This is a genomic window from Paenibacillus sp. MAEPY2 (assembly GCF_000499205.1).
Taxonomy (GTDB): Bacteria; Bacillota; Bacilli; order Paenibacillales; family Paenibacillaceae; genus Paenibacillus; species Paenibacillus vandeheii.
The window spans coordinates 18,861-35,779 of sequence record NZ_AWUK01000036.1 but is presented as its reverse complement, the minus strand read 5'-3'; the positions used below and the strand labels follow the sequence as shown (position 1 = coordinate 35,779).

Here is a 16,919-nt window from a genome sequence, read left to right as displayed (position 1 = left end):
AGCCAAGAAACAGCTGCCTTGTTCCAATGATTATACTTTCGACTACATTTACTTCCCTGAAGCTTGCGCTTGCGGCGGAGCATCTGCATCTTCGGGAACGATTAGCCGTTTGCGCAAGGCCAGTGTCGTCACCCACGAGATAATGGCAATGACAAACATGATAACGAACAATGAGTGCAGACTTCCTTCCAGCACATTACGCAAAAGTGACCATTTTTCATCCGACAGGGCAGCTTCCGTATGCGGGGCAAGCAGTTGATTCAGATCCCCATCCGAGATCCCCGCCTCCGCCAGATGCTGCTCGCTCGACAACGTTGATATTCGATAGTTCAACCAAGTGCCGAAGGCTGCTGCACCAATAGTTTGTCCTAGCGTACGCATGAAGGTATGTAACGCCGTGGACGATCCACGCTCTTTATATCCGACCGAAGACTGCGAAATAATTGTGAATATCGTAAAAGCAAATCCGAAGCCGAGTCCGTATATAAAGGTCAAAATAAACAGTACGGACTGGGGAGACGTCCCACCGACCAGGAAGAGTCCTCCCGAGCCAATGGCTATCCCGGTTAATCCAATCACTGCCGTCAAGCGTGATCCGATTTTCATTAACAGACGGCCCGCAAGAACGCTGCCGATTAGCCAGCCGACTGACATGGGTGCAAGCAACAAACCCGATTCAGTCGCATTACCGCCCCGAACCCCCTGCACCCAGAGTGGCAAATAACTGGTTAGGCCAATCATCAGGGTACTGGTCAACAGTCCGGCGATATTCGCCACCCGGATGTCCCGAATACGGAACAGATGGAGAGGAACCATCGGGGCCTGAGCTCTCTTTTCCACCACAAAAAATAAAATCATGAATATGATAGCCACAATGCTCAATCCCACAATAACAGGGGAACTCCATGCGTAATACTGTCCACCCGCCGACAATACAAAGAGCAATGCAGTAATACCGACGGTAAAGGTCAACGCACCCATGTAGTCAATTTTTGCGGTACGCGGAGACATTTCTTCCTTCAAATAACGAAATACAAACCACATCGCGAGCAGTCCGAACGGCAAATTGAACCCAAAGATCCACTGCCATCCCAGATTGTCTACAAAATAACCGCCCAGCAGCGGTCCTGCCAGAGAGGATATGCCCCACACGGAGCTGATCCAGCCCTGTATTTTGCCTCGTTCTTCAATACGATAGATGTCACCGATAATCGTAAACGTAACAGGCACAACTGCACCTGCACCAATCCCTTGAATCGCACGATAAATAATCAGCTGCTCCATGTTCTGCGAAAGGCAGCAAAGAAGCGAACCTAGTAAAAATAAGGCACAACCAATCAGGAATACCGGCTTTCGTCCGTATATATCACTGATTTTGCCGAAAATCGGCGTGCTCACAGCCATCGTTAACAGATAAGCAGTGAAGATCCAGCTTAGCAGCTGTACACTACCCAGTTCACTGACAATGGTTGGCCCTGCCGGACCAATTACGGTACCTTCAATGGCCGACAAAAAAGTCGCCAGCAGCAACCCCGCCAAGATGAAGCTGCGATTCAAACCTCCTGTTGTATTCACACAAACCCTTCTCTCTTTAATTCTCTCTCTTGCGCAAAAACTCATCGTATAACAGGGAATACATCACCATATCCTTATATCCGGTAGACGTATGCTGCACCTGACGCAGCAGTCCTTCCCGTGTGAAGCCGTGGTTCGTCAGAAACTCACCCGAAGCGAGGTTACGCGGATCAACCAGCGCTTCAATTCGATTGAGACCCATCGTCTCATACCCAAACGGCAGCATAACCGAAAATGCTTCCGTCATATAACCGTGACGCCAGTAATCGCGCCCCAGTTCATAACCGATCTCACCCCGGAATGCGCCTTCAAGCTGCCAAGTGTTATATCCGCAGCTTCCGATAAGCCGGCCCGTTTCCTTGAGTTCAATCCCCCAGCGAATCGCCTCCTCTTCTCCTGCCATATGATTCAGCAGCCCAATCATATCCGCAGCCTCACTTGTCCCAATCATTGGCGCCAAATTCATATAACGTGTCACTTCCCGGTCAGACCAGCAAGCGAACATCTGGGCCGCATCCCGGCGGCGCATTTTGCGCAAACGCAGCCGTCCTGTCTCTAGTTCGGGAATTCTCCCTTTGCATTTATACATGAAAAGACACTCCGATCCGATCCATCTCCACAGACCATAAGATTCAATAGCCATCTAACCATAACCTGCACCGAATGGCAACTGTTCAGTCATCGTAATCACGTCAAAAAACCGGGCGCTTCCGCTCCCGGTCTTGTTGTACGTATCGATTAACTCAAGTTTGCATGAAATTTCGGGAGACTTTGAACCAAGGTAGATTTAGGCAGTAGACGTCTTCTTGCCCGTCGCCAGCAATTCCTCACTAACCCGGCCAAGTACAGCTGTGATTTCCTTAAACTCCTCAATGCCAGTCCCGGTAAGACTCCATTGATCTCCATGGGCGGTCAGGAAGTTCTCTTGCGTCAGGTGCTCAAGCTCCTGTTTGATCTCCCGCTCACCAACGCGATATCCCCGTTCTTCCAATAGAGGCAATGCGTCGCTAACGGTTAAATCCTGATTTTGGGCCAAATATAGAAGATGAATTCGTACAAAAAGATTCTGTACCTCTGCATGCATAAGCCAAGCTCCTTCCCGGGTTGTAGCCCGCCGTGGTTGCTAAGTAATTACCCCACGCAGGAAGATGAGAAACAGGAGGGATTTTCAGGCATGAGCTGCCTTTTCCGAAATCCTCCGCTTGACTAACCGCATACTCTGCACTATCTTGAAAATAAGTACCATTTTTGCTCGGGAGGGTGATTCATCATGTTTCAAGCTGTTTCTTATGAAGGAACACGAAGCGAGCAGCAAACCGCCGTCCTGGGACAGTTAAGCGCTCTGATCCGCGATGAACCTAGCGACATTGCCAATCTGGCAAACGCTGCGGCGTTGCTCAATGTATTTATGACCGATACCAATTGGGTCGGATTCTATCTGTATGATGGAAAAGAACTTGTACTCGGTCCATTCCAGGGACTGCCTGCCTGCATCCGTATTCCACTGGGACGCGGTGTATGCGGCACTTCTGCTTCGGAACGACGTACGATGGTCGTAGAAGATGTTCATGCCTTTCCAGGCCATATCGCCTGTGATGCCGCATCGAACAGTGAAATCGTAGTACCTATTATCAAAAACGGCGAATTGTACGGGGTGCTCGACATCGATAGCCCGCTCAAGAACCGTTTTGACGATGAAGACCGCATCTTCCTGGAAAAGGCGGTAAGCCTGATTACAGAGCAGCTGGAATTATCCTAACTGCCTGAAGGACATGTTCATTAAGCAGATAAAGCATTCATCAGCTTTACGATGGTGTGCAATAACAAAGAGCGCACTCCTCACTAGAGGAGCTGCGCTCTTTGTTATGATTATTTTCTTCACACCCATGTTCTGCTCGCCCATGATACTTTATGCATCTAGGATAAATCCTGTTCCGCCTTAATCATCATCCCGTCTCGCAAAAACTCGGCCAGCTTGGGGTGATAGCCATCATACATCTGGCGAAAATTTTTGTGCTCGACATACAGATTGCCCAGATCGCGGTAAATCTCGGCCGTGGGTGTGTAATAATCCTTGATCCATTCGAGATGTCTGCCAATAATTTGTTGAACCTCCGAGCTGCCAGGCGTTAACCCTTCCTCAATGGCGCCCTGCAAGTCCAAATGAATCCGGTCAAGCTTCGCTTGCGAATCGAGAAAATCTTCCTTCGACTTCATCTCCTGGCCCTCGGGCATGGTGGATTGCTCCAAGGAATGGACGCCTTGCTTCTGAGCGGCTTTTATCTGCTTCTGTTCGTAATAATCATGCTTTGCCGCATGATCAGAAGTCGTTTCATTTAAAAGCCTGTGACGTCCTTTATTCGAAAAGCCAGCGTACAGTTCAACCTCATCCAGTTCCTGCTCTCCTCGTAAATAGGAGATGGTTTTGTCCAGTGTCTGGATCATCCTGTGAAGATGAAGGGCCTTCTCCAACATCTCGATCCGATGCTGCTGCATAATACGGATCATGTCCCGGGGAGTATCCCTGAGCATGGGGGCGATTTCTTCCTCCTCCATGCCTACTTCTTTACAGAACAGAATCTGCTGCAGCCTTAGCAATTCCGGCTTCTCATAGTAGATATCATCATCTTGACCCACAAAGGCAGGATTCAGCAGACCTGTCTCTGCGTATTGTCCCAATTCACTAAGGCTTACACCGGACATTCCGGATACATCAACCATGGAATATGCCATTTGAATACACCTCCTGTCTGGCCTGTATGCTCAGGCTTGCTCATTCTGCATTTTATTTGAATTTTGAGTGAGAGATTATAAAACGTTCGACAATCTGTACCCGAGTAATCCGTTCATTTCTCTGGATTACACAATACTTCGTTGATATGAAGGGCATGTAATTGATAGATTCGCGGTATGATAATTATTTATACCCTTCTCATCAGATGTGAACCCGGGGTCAGTGAAGAAAAGCTATGTATTTTTTTACGTTAAGGACTGAATGTTGAAAAGCTAAAAAATCCTGCACCCGCTAATTCGGGCACAGGATCACCTTATTCTATTTCATCTCGAATATCCGCTCACTTATAGGTCGATCTTAATTCTTGTTAAACATGACAAACTTCAATTCCGTCATTTCCTCTACGGCATATTTGACACCTTCACGTCCCATCCCGCTCTGCTTCACACCGCCATACGGCATATGGTCCACACGAAATGTGGGGATATCGTTAATCATTACGCCACCAGCTTCGATGTGGTCAGCAGCATGCAAAGCGGTATGAATATCATTGGTGAATACACCCGCCTGAAGTCCATAGATGGAATCATTCACATGCTCAATACCTTCTTCAACCGAATCCACCGTATTAATCACAACGATCGGCGCAAATACCTCCTGACAAGACACCTTGGCATCACGTGGAACGTTAACAAGCACCGTTGGACGCAGTACGCCTCCCTCGGCTTCGCCGCCTGCTGCAACCTCAGCACCTGCCTGCTTGGCCTCATTAATCCATTCAAGCGTACGTTGTACATCTTTGGATGTGATGAGTGCAGAGACAACGGTATCCGGGTTCAGCGGGTCTCCTACCACGACTTGTTTCGCCGCTTCAGCAAAACGGCGAATGAACTCATCCGCGACCGCGCTGTGCACATAAATCCGCTGCAGCGAGATACATACCTGACCTTGGTAAGTAAAAGCCCCGGTCACACATCTCGGTACCACCTTGTCCAAATTGGCATCCGCGTCTATAATGACGGCTGCATTGGACCCCAGCTCCAATGTTACGCGTTTCAGTCCGGCTTTGCTGCGAATGCTGGTGCCTACAGCGGGGCTGCCTGTAAATGTAATATGGGCCACGTCAGGATGCTCTACAAGTACATCACCAATCGTTTTGCCGTCACCGCTCACCACATTCAATGCCCCATCGGGTAATCCGGCTTCCTGAAGCAGATTGGCGATGTAATAGGAAGACAGCGGCGTCTGCTCCGCAGGCTTCAGTACAATCGTATTGCCTGCTGCCAGCGCCGGTCCTACTTTGTGAGCCACCAGGTTCATCGGAAAATTAAATGGCGTAATGGCTCCGACAACGCCCAAGGGCTGCCGCATTGTGTATCCTATGCGTCCTTCTCCGCCTTTGGCTGCATCCATGGGAACCGTCTCCCCAGTGAGGCGCTTGGCTTCCTCTGCGGCGAAACGATACGTTTCCACTGTACGATCAACTTCAGCGAGTGCCGCAGTAATCGGCTTCGCTGCCTCCAGTGCAATAATGCGTGCCGCTTCTTCCTTCCGTTCTTCCAGCAGGACAGACAGCTTGTAAAGAATGTCTGCACGCTGATGGGCAGGCATTCTGCGCATCTCTTTACGAGCCTGAACTGCGGCGGCAATCGCTGCTTCTACTTCCTCAGCTGACGCCGAGGATACTTCTGCCAGTGTTTCTCCAGAATACGGTGCCTGAAGTGTTATATAATCTGCTGATTCGGTGGGCTTGCCCCCGATGAACAGATGTTGTTTTTTCATCACTGCATCCTCCATTCATGTTTTCCGCAAGAGTTTTCCCATTCCTATTTATACACCACTTTGGCATCATCAACACAAGTTATACCTCTAATTGACAGTCATCACCGGACATTCTGCATGTTTCAAGACGCCGTGACTGACACTGCCCACCACGATTTCGGCGAGCATGCTTTTCCCCGCTGTTCCCATCACAATAAGATCACAGTTTCTATCCTTTGCTGCCCGGCATATCTCATTCACGGGATCACCGGCAATCAGCAAAGTTTCATAATGAACAGAACAATCACCTATCAATTCATTAATGGGTTGTATGATATGCTGACCTTCTTCAGCGATCCGCGCTTCCAGATCCACGCCAAGTGCGGGCTCATTCAGCGAGATCGAAGGATTGACATGAACAATAATCAACGTAGCCGGCTCTTTCAAACTTTCTGCCAGAACAACAGCTTGCTCCAAAGCCTTGTGTGCATGCTCCGACCCATCGACAGCAACCAATATTCGTTTCAGCATTTTCCATTCCTCCTGTTCATTAATGATGCGTAATGGCAGCATCGATATCGCGCAGATGTCTGCGGCGTACCAGAAGCACGACGACCCCGATCAGAACCATCAATGCGCCAAAATAAAACGGTGTCTCCGGCAGGAACCACTCGGATAACTTACCAGCAAGCCATGGTGCCAACGCACCGCCAAGGAACCGGACAAAGCTGTAGGCAGCCGATGCCACAGAACGTTCCACGGGCGCTGCTTCCATGACTGCCGTTGTAATCAACGTGTTGTTGATCCCGAGGAAAATCCCGGCAACGATAACAGCTACGATAACGGTTGTGGATGATCCCATCACCGTACCTACGGCCATCACCAGCAAATCTATTGCGAACAGGGTCAGCATAACGCTCATGGAAGGAACCGATCCGAATCGGCGTTGCAGTCTAGGTGCGACAAATACAGACGTGATCGCCAGCATCAGACCCCAACCGAAGAATACATAACCGAGTCCGTGCTCATCCAGATTCATGACATAAGGTGAATAAGCCATCAAGGTAAAGAAACCAAAGTTATACAGGAAGGCGGTAATCGCCAATGTTTTCAGTGAAGGATAACCCAGAGCCTTGAACGGATCGGACAAGGAGCTGCGTGTTTTGGGTTTGGCTATCTTGGGCAGCATAAACGTAATACTGATAAAAGCAATCGCCATCAGAACAGCTACCCCATAGAACGGACCACGCCATGAGATGGAACCCAGTTCACCACCGAGTAATGGACCAACGGCAATCCCGAGACCAAGAGCTGCTTCGTATAAAATAATCGCTTTGGCTGTTCCCGATGTGGACAGTCCCACGATAGCGGATAATGCGGTTGCGATGAACAGGGCATTCCCCAGTCCCCAGCCACCACGGTAACCGACGAGTGCACCTACGGTATCAGATGTCCCGCCCAGGAACGAGAAAACAATGATTAGCAAAATCCCGCTGAGCAGTGTCCACTTCACACCAATCCGGCTGGATACAACACCCGTAATGAGCATGGCAACCCCGGTAACCGCGTTATAACTTGTAAACAATAAAGATACCTGGCTTTTGGAAGCATGCAGTTGATCTGCAATCGCAGGCAGAATCGGGTCAACCAATCCTAGTCCCATAAAGGAGATAATACAGGCGAAGGCTACTGCCCATACCGCTCTGGGCTGGGACAGCAGGCCTCCACGGGATGACGGTAATTCGTCAGGTAACGAGGGTTCTCTTTTCATACATGATTCCTCCTGATTCATGATTAATGTTGGGAAATAATTTGTGAAAACAATGAAATTCTTGTCTTTATTTTCAAAAATATAGGAAAGAAAACGGCACAAATGACACCGGATCTCCCGGTGCTTATCGTGAATATGAATTATGTGTCATTCTCGTGCCCTTCTAATCGTCGAATGCCGTTCTGCACCCGTACACGCAATTCCTCCAGTTCCTTCTGCACGGCATGAATGCTCTGAAGTTTCTGCTCAATCAGCTCCAGCTGGTCGTCCAGCGTCGTTTCCATCTTGGTGAGCTTCTCGATCCGTTCTTTTACTTCAGTGGTCTGCTGGTAGTCAAAACGCTGTTCGTTCAGCGCATCCGCCGTTGCCACATAGGTATGCAGCTCCTGAAGTGAGAATCCCAGCACTTCCTTCGCCCGGACCACCTTTTTCAGATAATCGATATCTTCCCGGGTGTATAATCGTGTGCCACCGTCCGTCCGCTGAGGTGAAGGCATAACACCAATCTCTTCGTAATACCGAATGGTACGCTTGGTCAAACCACATTCCTTGGCTACGTCATCGATTTTATATAAACTCATTTCCTTCACCTCACTTTCGTTATATGTCTATAATGTTATATACATAATTATATATATTATTAACGTTAACGTCAACGTTAGATTTTTGACCGGAATATGTAGTATGTCTCAAACATCGACTGAATATCTCAATAAAAGCTTTCCAGTATGTTGTTAAATGTAGTTTTATTATTCTCTACCTCTATAGACGCAAAAAAGATCCGCTCTCACGGATCTTTCGTTCAGGTCGAATTCACATCATGCTTCTAAGCGCCTTGCTTCTCCTGTTCCTGCTGCTGAACACGCTGCATTTCCTTCAAGCGACCTTCAACCTTAGTAAACAGCCGTACCGTATAGAACAGGACAGCGAAAAGACTCAGAACCAATGCTTGTACATCGGTAAACCAGAAACCGAGAATACCAAACACGGTAATAATGACACCAAATTGCATCATTAGATTGGCGCTGTATCGTTGTGCTTCTTCCCACAATTCCGGGTTACTCATCGCGCGCGGGGTACGGTATCCATATATGCCATTGATTCTTTTAGGCGGTTTTTTGTAAACCATTAACCCCAATACGAAATAACACACGCCGCATATCAAACCAACAATTGCTCCTGCCACAATGTCCTCCCCTAACTCCATTCAAAATACACCACAGATATTAAAACAAAAAAACGGCTCTACGTATATACGAAGAGCCGCCCGGATCGTTTCGTAAAACTTAGATGTCCTTCACCCGCAGTACACGCATGGCGTTCAGGACAGCCAGCACGGTCACCCCTACATCAGAGAAAACCGCTTCCCACATGGTGGCAATTCCGAACACACCCAGCAGCAGGAAGATCGCTTTGACACCCAATGCAAAACCGATATTTTGCCAGACAATGGTTCGTGTCCGTTTCGCAATCCGGATCGCACTCGCCAGTCTGGATGGTTCATCCGTCATGATGACCACGTCTGCCGCTTCAATGGCAGCATCGGAACCGAGTCCGCCCATCGCTACACCTACATCGGCACGCGCCAAGACGGGCGTATCGTTAATGCCATCACCGACAAACACCATTTTCTCTTTTGGTGATTTGGAAGCTTCAAGCCGCTCTAACTGTTCGACTTTATGCTGTGGCAGCAGATCTGCGTATACTTCATCGACACCCAGTTCACGCCCTACAGCCTCACCAACAGCCTTGGCATCCCCTGTCAACATCACTGTTTTGCGGATGCCCAGCTTCTTGAGCGCCTGAATAGCTGCCGCCGCATCGTCCTTCACCTCATCGGCAATGATCAGATGGCCCACATACGAACCTGATTCGGAAACGTGCACCACTGTGCCCACGGTTTGTGGAGTCGTGTACGGGATGCCTGCCTGTTCCATTAATTTGGCGTTACCAGCAAGCACTTCACGTCCGTCTACACTGACCTTGATGCCATGTCCAGCTACCTCATCGTAATCGTCCACACCTCGGGTACGGATATCTTTTGCCCAAGCTGCACGAATGGATTCAGCAATCGGATGATTGGAATGGGCTTCGGCAATGGCAGCAAGCTCCATCAATTCATCTTCCGTGCGCCCACCTTCAGGGCGAATGGCTGTTACTTTGAAAACACCTTTGGTTAGTGTACCCGTTTTATCAAAAACAACGACTTTGACATCGTTCAGTGCTTCAAGGTAGTTACTTCCTTTGATGAGTATACCGTTACGTGAGGCAGCTCCGATGCCACCGAAAAAACCAAGCGGAATGGAGACGACCAGCGCACACGGACAAGAGATTACGAGGAACACCAGTGCACGATAGATCCAATCGGCGAATGTTGCACCACTAAGCACCAGCGGCGGAACGAACGCAATCAATGCAGCCAAAATAACAACAACCGGTGTGTAATAACGGGCGAATTTGCTAATAAAATGTTCCGTTTTGGCTTTGCGGCTGCTCGCATTCTGCACCAGATCCAGAATTTTGGATACCGTGGATTCACCAAAGGTTTTCGTTACTTCAATGGTCAAGATTCCGTTTTTGTTCACGAACCCACTCAGCACATCACTGCCAGGCTCCAGTTCCCGAGGCACCGACTCACCCGTCAGAGCGGACGTATCTACCATGGAACGACCTGCCTTGACGATCCCGTCCAGAGGCACCCGCTCGCCCGCTTTGACCACGATGCGATCTCCAATGCGCACTTCTTCCGGTGAAACCCGCTTGGTCTCTTCTCCCGTACCGATCAGCATATTGGCATAGTCCGGGCGAATATCCATAAGGGACTGGATCGACTTTCTTGAGCGATTAACCGCCATTCCCTGAAACAGCTCACCGAGCTGATAGAAGAGCATGACCGCTACACCTTCGGGGTATTGACCAATGGCAAAAGCACCAATGGTGGCGACGGACATGAGGAAGTATTCATCGAATACCTGACCGCGAATAATATTTTTGAACGCCTGGAGGACGATATCTCCACCTGCAATCAGATAAGCGACAACATAGAGTGCAAGCTGTGCCCATCCTTCCAGCGGAGACCAGATCGCAGCTGCCAGCAGAATGGAGCCTGCCGCCAAACGTGCCAGCAGTACCTTCGTCTGCCCAGCGCCATGTTCATGCGAGTGTCCAGCGTGCGCGTCATGATTTTGACCGTCTGCATGACTGTGATCATGTCCGGCATGACTTCCATGATCATGCGCGTGCCCTTGGACGCAGTGTTGATGGGCGTGGTCATGTGCGTGGTCATGGTCATGGGAATGACCAGCATGATCTTGACCACTCGGCGTGTGCTCATGCGTGTGGACTCCGCTGCCTGCGTGTGCGTGCACATTGCCGTTGGCGCGGTTTATTGACTCGGCAGCAGCACGACTGCCTTGTGATGATTTATTTTTTTCCGAAATACGAATATGCGGCTCCAACCGAAGAACTTTGCGCTTCGCTTCTTCCACCACTTGCTCATCCATATCGGATGTGGTGTGCATGGATAAGGTTTTAGTTACAAAATTAACCGAGCAATCGGAAATACCTTTAATTTTTTTGACGCCATTCTCAATCTTCAATGCGCAGTTCGCGCAATCCAATCCATCCAGCAGCAGTTCCCTTTTCACCTGTTCCTGACCGGTTCCCATGTGAACTCTCCCCTTTGCATACGTAAAACAAAGTTATCCGTAATTTTTTTGATCTTACAATCAATATATGAGCAATCATTCATATGTTTTGTTAACCCTATTATATGCACGCCTAAACATGAGTGTCAACAATTCCAGTTGATTTTTCATACAGAATATGCTAATAGTAATCATTTCGCTTTAGACGTTTTTTGGATATAATAGGCTTATCGAAGAACATTTGATCAAAGGTTGAGTTCATATAGGTGGTGATAGGAAATGGAACAACCGGTTAAAGCTCCTGCCGAATGCGATGCGGCCTGCTCTGGAACAGAGGCTGACGTGCAGACCCTTCGTGCTTCTCTCATGGATCGCGAGACCTCTTCCGAGATGGCTGATTGGTTCAAGGCTTTCAGCGACCCGACACGGCTTCGTATTATTGATGCGCTGTTGCAGAAGGAATTATGTGTGCACGATCTGACGGTGCTGCTCGATATGGGACAGTCGGCCATTTCGCACCAGCTGCGGTCGCTTCGCAACATGCGGATCGTCAAGCGGCGCAAAGAAGGCAAGACCGTGTATTATTCTTTGGATGATGCACACATTGAGCAGATCTTCCTGCAAACGCTCCAGCATATTAAACATGGCTAGGCATTAGCCTGCCTGTCATACAAAAGAACCCCCGCCTCTCGGCTGTTAGCCGATGGACGGGGGTTCTTTTGTATAAGGGCACCGTTTTGGAGAAAAAGAAGTGTATTATGGGGGTTCAGCTTAGGCTTGCCCACTCCGGTTACAATAGATCGTTATTGTTCGGATCATACAGGCCGGATCGTTCCTTGAACCAGTTGAAGATATGCGACACACATACTTTCAGCACCGCGTATCCCGGAACGGCCAGCAGAATGCCCACCACACCGAACAGATTGCCTGAAGTCAGAATGACAAAGATAATCGTGATCGGGTGAATCTTGAGCGTTTTGCCCATAATCTGAGGTGAGATGAATTTACCCTCAATTAATTGCACAATGGTCCACACGGCTACCATCTTCAGCAGCATCACCGGAGAAGTGACCAGGGCAACGATCAACGCAGGCGTAATCGCGATTGCAGGTCCCAGGTACGGAACGACACTTGTGAACGATGCGATAATCGCAAGAATCAGCGCATAGTCCAGACCAATAATCATATAACCAATGTAGAGCAGAATACCGATGCAGAAGCTGACGATAATCTGTCCGCGAATGAACGAACTGATCTGGTGATTGATATCTTCCAGCACATGCATTGCACCCGTACGGCTCTTGATTGGCAGGAATGACAGAATTTTCGCTGGAAGCTTCTTGCCGTCTTTCAGCAGATAGAACAGGATAAACGGAACCGTTACTATGGACAGCACCGTCTCGGTGAATGCTCCAAGGAATCCGCCCAATCGGGTCCAGGTCGAGTTCAGAATCTCAGTGGCTTTCTGGGAGATCGTGCCCCACCAGTCTTGGGAGTTCAGGTTCACCGCTTCCTGGAATTGGCTGAACAGCTGGCTGCCCGTAAGTTCCTCAAACTGATGCTTTACCGTCTCACTATACGTTGGGAAATTCTCGATCAGCCCCGTAATTTGGTTACGCACGACCGGAATGACTGCCAGTACAACGACTGTCAGGATACCTCCGATAGCGAGATACAAGATTAGAATGGACCATCCTCGCTTGATCTTCCACTTTTCCATGACATCCACAATCGGATTTAGCAGGTAATAGAGAATACCCGACAGAATAATCGGCAGCACAATCGTCTTGATCAGTACCGCGAGCGGATGCAGAACAAAGGATACTTTGGTCAGAACCATCACGTTCAGTCCCACCAGCAGCAGAATTAACAGAAAAAGGACAAACTTGTTATTCAGAAAAAATCGTTTAAACCGATCCGGCCAAATGCGGGGTTGCTCAGGTTGCTCCATAGGCGTGTCTTCCTCTCTTATGTATCCTTTATCAAAGCATAAGCTGTAAACCAGCATGTTTCTTCACTGCACATAAAGTAGCTTGTACAAGCCAACATATGTATAACACATTGAGTTTATACGTACGGCTCTGTTTAACCGTTTCAAATTAGAGCGGTAAGATCATTTTACCCTAAAAAGATCCTTATGCCCCATAGAACTCCTTTTGAAAAATATCCCTACCAAAAAAAGGCTCGCCTCCGAAGAGACAAACCGTTATTATGTCAGCAAATCCTTATGCCTTCGCTGCTTGTCTATACTTTTGGTTAAGCTTTTGCTTATGCTTTACCAGCCAGCTGAGCGATCAGCTCATACGAGTGTAAGCGTGCCTGATGATCATAGATCATCGACGTAATGATCAGTTCATCCGCTTGGGTCTGAGCGATAAATGATTCCAGTTGACCCCGCACGGTTTCCGGAGAACCGTTCACAGCTGCTTTCAGCGTCTGCTCTACACCGGCTTTCTCACGATCTGTCCATTTGCCTTCCATATCGGCTGGTGGCTGCACCAATCCTGTTGTGCCGCGAATAATGTTCAGGAACTGCTGCTGCATCGTTGTACCGAGCCATGCTGCTTCTTCGTCGGTATCCGCAACGACAGCATTTACACCCACAATAACATGGGGTTCCTTCAAGTGATCGGATGGCTGGAAACTGCTCCGATACGTTTCAAGTGCAATCCGGGTGTAATCCGGTGAGAAGTGGCTGGCAAAAGCAAACGGCAATCCCAGCTGTCCGGCCAGACGAGCACTGAAATCACTGGAGCCGAGCAGGTAAATCGGGATATTCAATCCTTCACCGGGAACAGCACGAACGGGCGCATGATACGATGTAGCAGAAGCATCGAAGTAGGCTCTAAGCTCAGCCAGCAATTCAGGGAAATCTTCACCACTGTTGAGGTCTTTACGCAGGGCTAATGATGTGCGACGGTCACTTCCCGGTGCACGGCCCAGTCCAAGATCAATACGGCCTGGATACAGGGACTCCAGTGTACCAAATTGTTCGGCAATCACAAGCGGCGCATGGTTAGGCAGCATGATTCCACCTGAACCGAGACGGATGGTTTTCGTTCCTCCCGCGAGGTAACCAATCACAACCGAAGTGGCTGAAGAAGCGATGCCTGGCATGTTGTGATGCTCCGCTACCCAGTAACGGTGATATCCCCAACGCTCCGCGTGTTGAGCGAGATCCAGACTGTTGCGAAGCGCATCCGCAGGTGTGGCCCCTACAACGACAGGTGCCAGATCCAGAATGGACAATTTAACGTCGTTAATATGTTTTTTATGGGATGCAGCTGTGTTTTCGGTAGACATGATATATAGTTCTCCTCTGTAGTTATATTTATTTTTGTATATCCAGATATATAGATGTAAAAGCGTAAAAAAATGATGTGCAGAGCTACTCCTCAAGCCGTTTACATCCGGACGGAATACCCGCTTGCACCTGCATTCTTGCTTCCGTCTCGGCGTCCGGCTTATAGCTCGTGCTGTACGTACTCGGCAAATTGACGAATAGTTTCTTCGTTGCGGCGATAATATGTCCACTGTCCCCTGCGCTCGGAGATCAGTAACCCGGCTTTGAGCATGGTCAGCAGATAGCTGGATATGACGGATTGAGCCAGTCCGGCCTTCACCTGAATCGTACCAACACATATGCCGCTCTTTCCTGCATCCGGATGCTGGGATAGCTCCAGCGGTGGAAAGTGTTGCTCTGGGTTCTTGAGCCACAACAGAATCTGTCGACGTGTCTCGTTGGATAATGCTTTGAATATGAGTATAGTTTCCATGGGTACGATTATACCGCCTTTCTTTCATTTTGCAAACTAGACAGACCGATTCGACGAACGAACCGGCCTGCCAATAAATTCATGGGTATGCGTTTAGACTAGATTGGTAAGCCGCTGCCTCCAAATAACGGATACCGCTGAAGAACAAGTGATCTACCGCTCCAATGCCTACAAAATCAAAGATACCCACACTCGGAAGTCATTTTTATGCTGGTAGTCATGCCGATTTGTTCGTAAATTCAATCAATCCACTGAGTGATTTTTTCCAAAGGCTGACGGGATTTCTCGCGTGGCGGATCTTCCGCACGATAACCAAAGGCTGCCATAACGGAAACATCCCATAGTCCATCCTCCAGCAGACCTTCTTCTTCCAGAATCGAATGTACGCCCTCATAGTTAAACCCTTCAATTGGGCAAGAATCGATACCAATCAGCGCTGCTGCAGTCATCATATTGCCGAGAGCAATGTAAGTCTGTTTGGACGCCCAGTCCAATAAAGTACGGGGATTCTCCAGAATCCGTTGGTTATTTTGAAATTTGCCATAAGCTTCACGAGTCAACTCAAATACGTCATCCGGCATGCCCTTGATTTCTTTCAGCATGTATTCCGCGTATGGCGAGTTATAACTCGCATCAGACCGCGCCAAAATAACAATAAAATGGCTTGCCGCCGCCAATTGTTTTTGAGCCCCGGAAGAAACTTCGGACAGACGCTTGCGCAAGTCCGAGTTCTGTACAATCAGAAATTTCCATGGCTCCAATCCGATCGAGCTTGGCGACAATCGTCCCGTTTCCAGAATATACTCAAAATCTTCTGCCGGAATGAGACGTGAAGCATCAAACTGTTTGGTTGCATGGCGAAAATGGTAAGCGTTCAAGACGGTTTCTTTCGTAATGGCTTTTGATGAGGATTCCATAAAAACTGCACATCCTTTTCTTTTGTTTATGTTCATTTGTTCACCCTGATATCTAAGTGTTATTTTAGATTCTATCATTCAAATATAAAAGTACGCACAATGTTGTTTCTTAGTTCATAAAAGTAACTATAGCTATCTAACAAGGTTTTTCTATGGTCAAGTGCATGCCCTGTTGTAACCAAAAACAAGTCGCCATGGATCTGCTGCTCCCCAAGGCGACTTATCTGTGGTTCATGTCAGCGATGATGATTATTACAGCTGCTGCATAAACTCATTTTCCGAGATGACCGTAAACCCCTCTTGCCGCAGCAAAGCAGAAGTAACCCCTTCGCCCACGACTTTGTGGTTGGCAAAGTTGCCATCGTAGATCATCTGTGTGCCGCAGGAAGGACTGAATTCTTTGAGTACTACACAGGTGACATCCAGTTTCTGCGCCCATTCAAGTGTTTGATAGGCTCCTTTAATGTATAGATCTGTTACGTCGTTGCCACTCTTCTCAATGACCTTGGCCGTACCTGCCAGCACATCCTTACCTGTACCGCCGATAATTTCAGCCGGCTCCCGCGGGGTGGAAAATCCGCCAAGCAGCTCCGGGCAGACCATCTTCGCCTGTTCCTGCTCCACAAGCTCCTGAATCTTTGCATCCAGACTCGCTGTTCCGTTGTAACGGCAGGCTACGCCAGCAAGACATGAACTCACCAAATATTTCATCGTTATGCTCCTTATGATCCAATCATC

At 48.6% G+C, this 16,919-nt stretch carries 17 protein-coding genes; 2 read left to right on the top strand and 15 right to left on the bottom strand.

All coding sequences use genetic code 11. The features are described 5' to 3' along the window. Nucleotides 1-48 precede the first annotated feature (48 nt). The 3 genes from P364_RS0126080 to P364_RS0126070 form a co-directional block, all read right to left on the bottom strand. Nucleotides 49-1,557 carry an MDR family MFS transporter gene (locus tag P364_RS0126080; protein WP_081718148.1) on the bottom strand — a complete coding sequence of 503 codons (1,509 nt, stop codon included), beginning with the start codon at nucleotides 1,555-1,557 and terminating at the stop codon, nucleotides 49-51. Nucleotides 1,558-1,591: 34 nt separating this feature from the next. Next, nucleotides 1,592-2,164 carry a GNAT family N-acetyltransferase gene (locus P364_RS0126075; protein WP_024632981.1) on the bottom strand — a complete coding sequence of 191 codons (573 nt, stop codon included), beginning with the start codon at nucleotides 2,162-2,164 and terminating at the stop codon, nucleotides 1,592-1,594. A gap of 198 nt (nucleotides 2,165-2,362) precedes the next feature. Continuing rightward, entirely contained in the window at nucleotides 2,363-2,659 is a 297-nt protein-coding gene (locus tag P364_RS0126070; protein ID WP_024632980.1) for a hypothetical protein, read from the bottom strand. Nucleotides 2,660-2,845: 186 nt separating this feature from the next. Between P364_RS0126070 and P364_RS0126065 the strand changes: the two genes are divergently transcribed. Continuing rightward, nucleotides 2,846-3,334, top strand: a complete 489-nt coding sequence (locus tag P364_RS0126065; RefSeq protein ID WP_024632979.1) for a GAF domain-containing protein — start codon at nucleotides 2,846-2,848, stop codon at nucleotides 3,332-3,334. Between the two features lie 158 nt (nucleotides 3,335-3,492). Here P364_RS0126065 and P364_RS0126060 read toward each other — a convergent pair whose 3' ends face one another. From P364_RS0126060 to P364_RS0126030, 7 genes are all read right to left on the bottom strand, one after another. Then, entirely contained in the window at nucleotides 3,493-4,308 is an 816-nt protein-coding gene (locus P364_RS0126060) for a MerR family transcriptional regulator (RefSeq protein ID WP_024632978.1), read from the bottom strand. Between the two features lie 358 nt (nucleotides 4,309-4,666). After that, a complete protein-coding gene (locus P364_RS0126055; protein WP_024632977.1) occupies nucleotides 4,667-6,091 on the bottom strand; it encodes an aldehyde dehydrogenase family protein in 1,425 nt (474 codons plus the stop codon). An 87-nt stretch (nucleotides 6,092-6,178) separates the two neighbouring features. Continuing rightward, entirely contained in the window at nucleotides 6,179-6,601 is a 423-nt protein-coding gene (locus P364_RS0126050; protein ID WP_024632976.1) for a universal stress protein, read from the bottom strand. 19 nt (nucleotides 6,602-6,620) lie between these two features. Next, entirely contained in the window at nucleotides 6,621-7,841 is a 1,221-nt protein-coding gene (locus P364_RS0126045) for an MFS transporter (protein ID WP_024632975.1), read from the bottom strand. 140 nt (nucleotides 7,842-7,981) lie between these two features. Further along, nucleotides 7,982-8,422, bottom strand: coding sequence for a helix-turn-helix domain-containing protein (locus tag P364_RS0126040; protein WP_024632974.1), 441 nt, complete (start codon nucleotides 8,420-8,422; stop codon nucleotides 7,982-7,984). 245 nt (nucleotides 8,423-8,667) lie between these two features. After that, complete coding sequence (locus tag P364_RS36350; protein WP_161634259.1) at nucleotides 8,668-9,027, bottom strand: SdpI family protein; 360 nt, start codon at nucleotides 9,025-9,027, stop codon at nucleotides 8,668-8,670. 100 nt (nucleotides 9,028-9,127) lie between these two features. Further along, nucleotides 9,128-11,509 carry a heavy metal translocating P-type ATPase gene (locus tag P364_RS0126030; RefSeq protein ID WP_024632972.1) on the bottom strand — a complete coding sequence of 794 codons (2,382 nt, stop codon included), beginning with the start codon at nucleotides 11,507-11,509 and terminating at the stop codon, nucleotides 9,128-9,130. Between the two features lie 258 nt (nucleotides 11,510-11,767). Here P364_RS0126030 and P364_RS0126025 point away from each other — a divergent pair, with 258 nt between their 5' ends. After that, nucleotides 11,768-12,139 (top strand): ArsR/SmtB family transcription factor, encoded by a 372-nt coding sequence (locus tag P364_RS0126025; RefSeq protein ID WP_024632971.1) that lies wholly within the window; start codon nucleotides 11,768-11,770, stop codon nucleotides 12,137-12,139. A gap of 139 nt (nucleotides 12,140-12,278) precedes the next feature. Here the strand turns inward: P364_RS0126025 and P364_RS0126020 are convergent, their stop codons facing one another. The 5 genes from P364_RS0126020 to P364_RS0126000 all read right to left on the bottom strand — a co-directional run bounded on the left by P364_RS0126020 (nucleotide 12,279) and on the right by P364_RS0126000 (nucleotide 16,892). Next, entirely contained in the window at nucleotides 12,279-13,439 is a 1,161-nt protein-coding gene (locus tag P364_RS0126020) for an AI-2E family transporter (RefSeq protein ID WP_024632970.1), read from the bottom strand. A gap of 317 nt (nucleotides 13,440-13,756) precedes the next feature. Next, the gene (locus P364_RS0126015; protein ID WP_024632969.1) at nucleotides 13,757-14,791 is read right to left on the bottom strand and encodes an LLM class flavin-dependent oxidoreductase; all 1,035 of its coding nucleotides are present in this window, start codon (nucleotides 14,789-14,791) and stop codon (nucleotides 13,757-13,759) included. Between the two features lie 161 nt (nucleotides 14,792-14,952). Continuing rightward, the gene (locus P364_RS0126010; protein WP_024632968.1) at nucleotides 14,953-15,264 is read right to left on the bottom strand and encodes an ArsR/SmtB family transcription factor; all 312 of its coding nucleotides are present in this window, start codon (nucleotides 15,262-15,264) and stop codon (nucleotides 14,953-14,955) included. 239 nt (nucleotides 15,265-15,503) lie between these two features. Continuing rightward, the gene (locus P364_RS0126005; protein WP_024632967.1) at nucleotides 15,504-16,181 is read right to left on the bottom strand and encodes an NAD(P)H-dependent oxidoreductase; all 678 of its coding nucleotides are present in this window, start codon (nucleotides 16,179-16,181) and stop codon (nucleotides 15,504-15,506) included. 252 nt (nucleotides 16,182-16,433) lie between these two features. Then, complete coding sequence (locus P364_RS0126000; protein ID WP_024632966.1) at nucleotides 16,434-16,892, bottom strand: DUF523 domain-containing protein; 459 nt, start codon at nucleotides 16,890-16,892, stop codon at nucleotides 16,434-16,436. Between the last annotated feature and the right edge of the window lie 27 nt (nucleotides 16,893-16,919).

What these genes read in the sequence shown, in the direction of transcription:
- P364_RS0126075 (WP_024632981.1), bottom strand. Translation starts at nt 2,164, where the DNA reads ATGTATAAATGCAAAGGGAGAATTCCCGAACTAGAGACAGGACGGCTG.
- P364_RS0126070 (WP_024632980.1), bottom strand. Translation starts at nt 2,659, where the DNA reads ATGCATGCAGAGGTACAGAATCTTTTTGTACGAATTCATCTTCTATAT.
- P364_RS0126065 (WP_024632979.1), top strand. Translation starts at nt 2,846, where the DNA reads ATGTTTCAAGCTGTTTCTTATGAAGGAACACGAAGCGAGCAGCAAACC.
- P364_RS0126060 (WP_024632978.1), bottom strand. Translation starts at nt 4,308, where the DNA reads ATGGCATATTCCATGGTTGATGTATCCGGAATGTCCGGTGTAAGCCTT.
- P364_RS0126055 (WP_024632977.1), bottom strand. Translation starts at nt 6,091, where the DNA reads ATGAAAAAACAACATCTGTTCATCGGGGGCAAGCCCACCGAATCAGCA.
- P364_RS0126050 (WP_024632976.1), bottom strand. Translation starts at nt 6,601, where the DNA reads ATGCTGAAACGAATATTGGTTGCTGTCGATGGGTCGGAGCATGCACAC.
- P364_RS0126045 (WP_024632975.1), bottom strand. Translation starts at nt 7,841, where the DNA reads ATGAAAAGAGAACCCTCGTTACCTGACGAATTACCGTCATCCCGTGGA.
- P364_RS0126040 (WP_024632974.1), bottom strand. Translation starts at nt 8,422, where the DNA reads ATGAGTTTATATAAAATCGATGACGTAGCCAAGGAATGTGGTTTGACC.
- P364_RS0126030 (WP_024632972.1), bottom strand. Translation starts at nt 11,509, where the DNA reads ATGGGAACCGGTCAGGAACAGGTGAAAAGGGAACTGCTGCTGGATGGA.
- P364_RS0126025 (WP_024632971.1), top strand. Translation starts at nt 11,768, where the DNA reads ATGGAACAACCGGTTAAAGCTCCTGCCGAATGCGATGCGGCCTGCTCT.
- P364_RS0126020 (WP_024632970.1), bottom strand. Translation starts at nt 13,439, where the DNA reads ATGGAGCAACCTGAGCAACCCCGCATTTGGCCGGATCGGTTTAAACGA.
- P364_RS0126015 (WP_024632969.1), bottom strand. Translation starts at nt 14,791, where the DNA reads ATGTCTACCGAAAACACAGCTGCATCCCATAAAAAACATATTAACGAC.
- P364_RS0126010 (WP_024632968.1), bottom strand. Translation starts at nt 15,264, where the DNA reads ATGGAAACTATACTCATATTCAAAGCATTATCCAACGAGACACGTCGA.
- P364_RS0126005 (WP_024632967.1), bottom strand. Translation starts at nt 16,181, where the DNA reads ATGGAATCCTCATCAAAAGCCATTACGAAAGAAACCGTCTTGAACGCT.
- P364_RS0126000 (WP_024632966.1), bottom strand. Translation starts at nt 16,892, where the DNA reads ATGAAATATTTGGTGAGTTCATGTCTTGCTGGCGTAGCCTGCCGTTAC.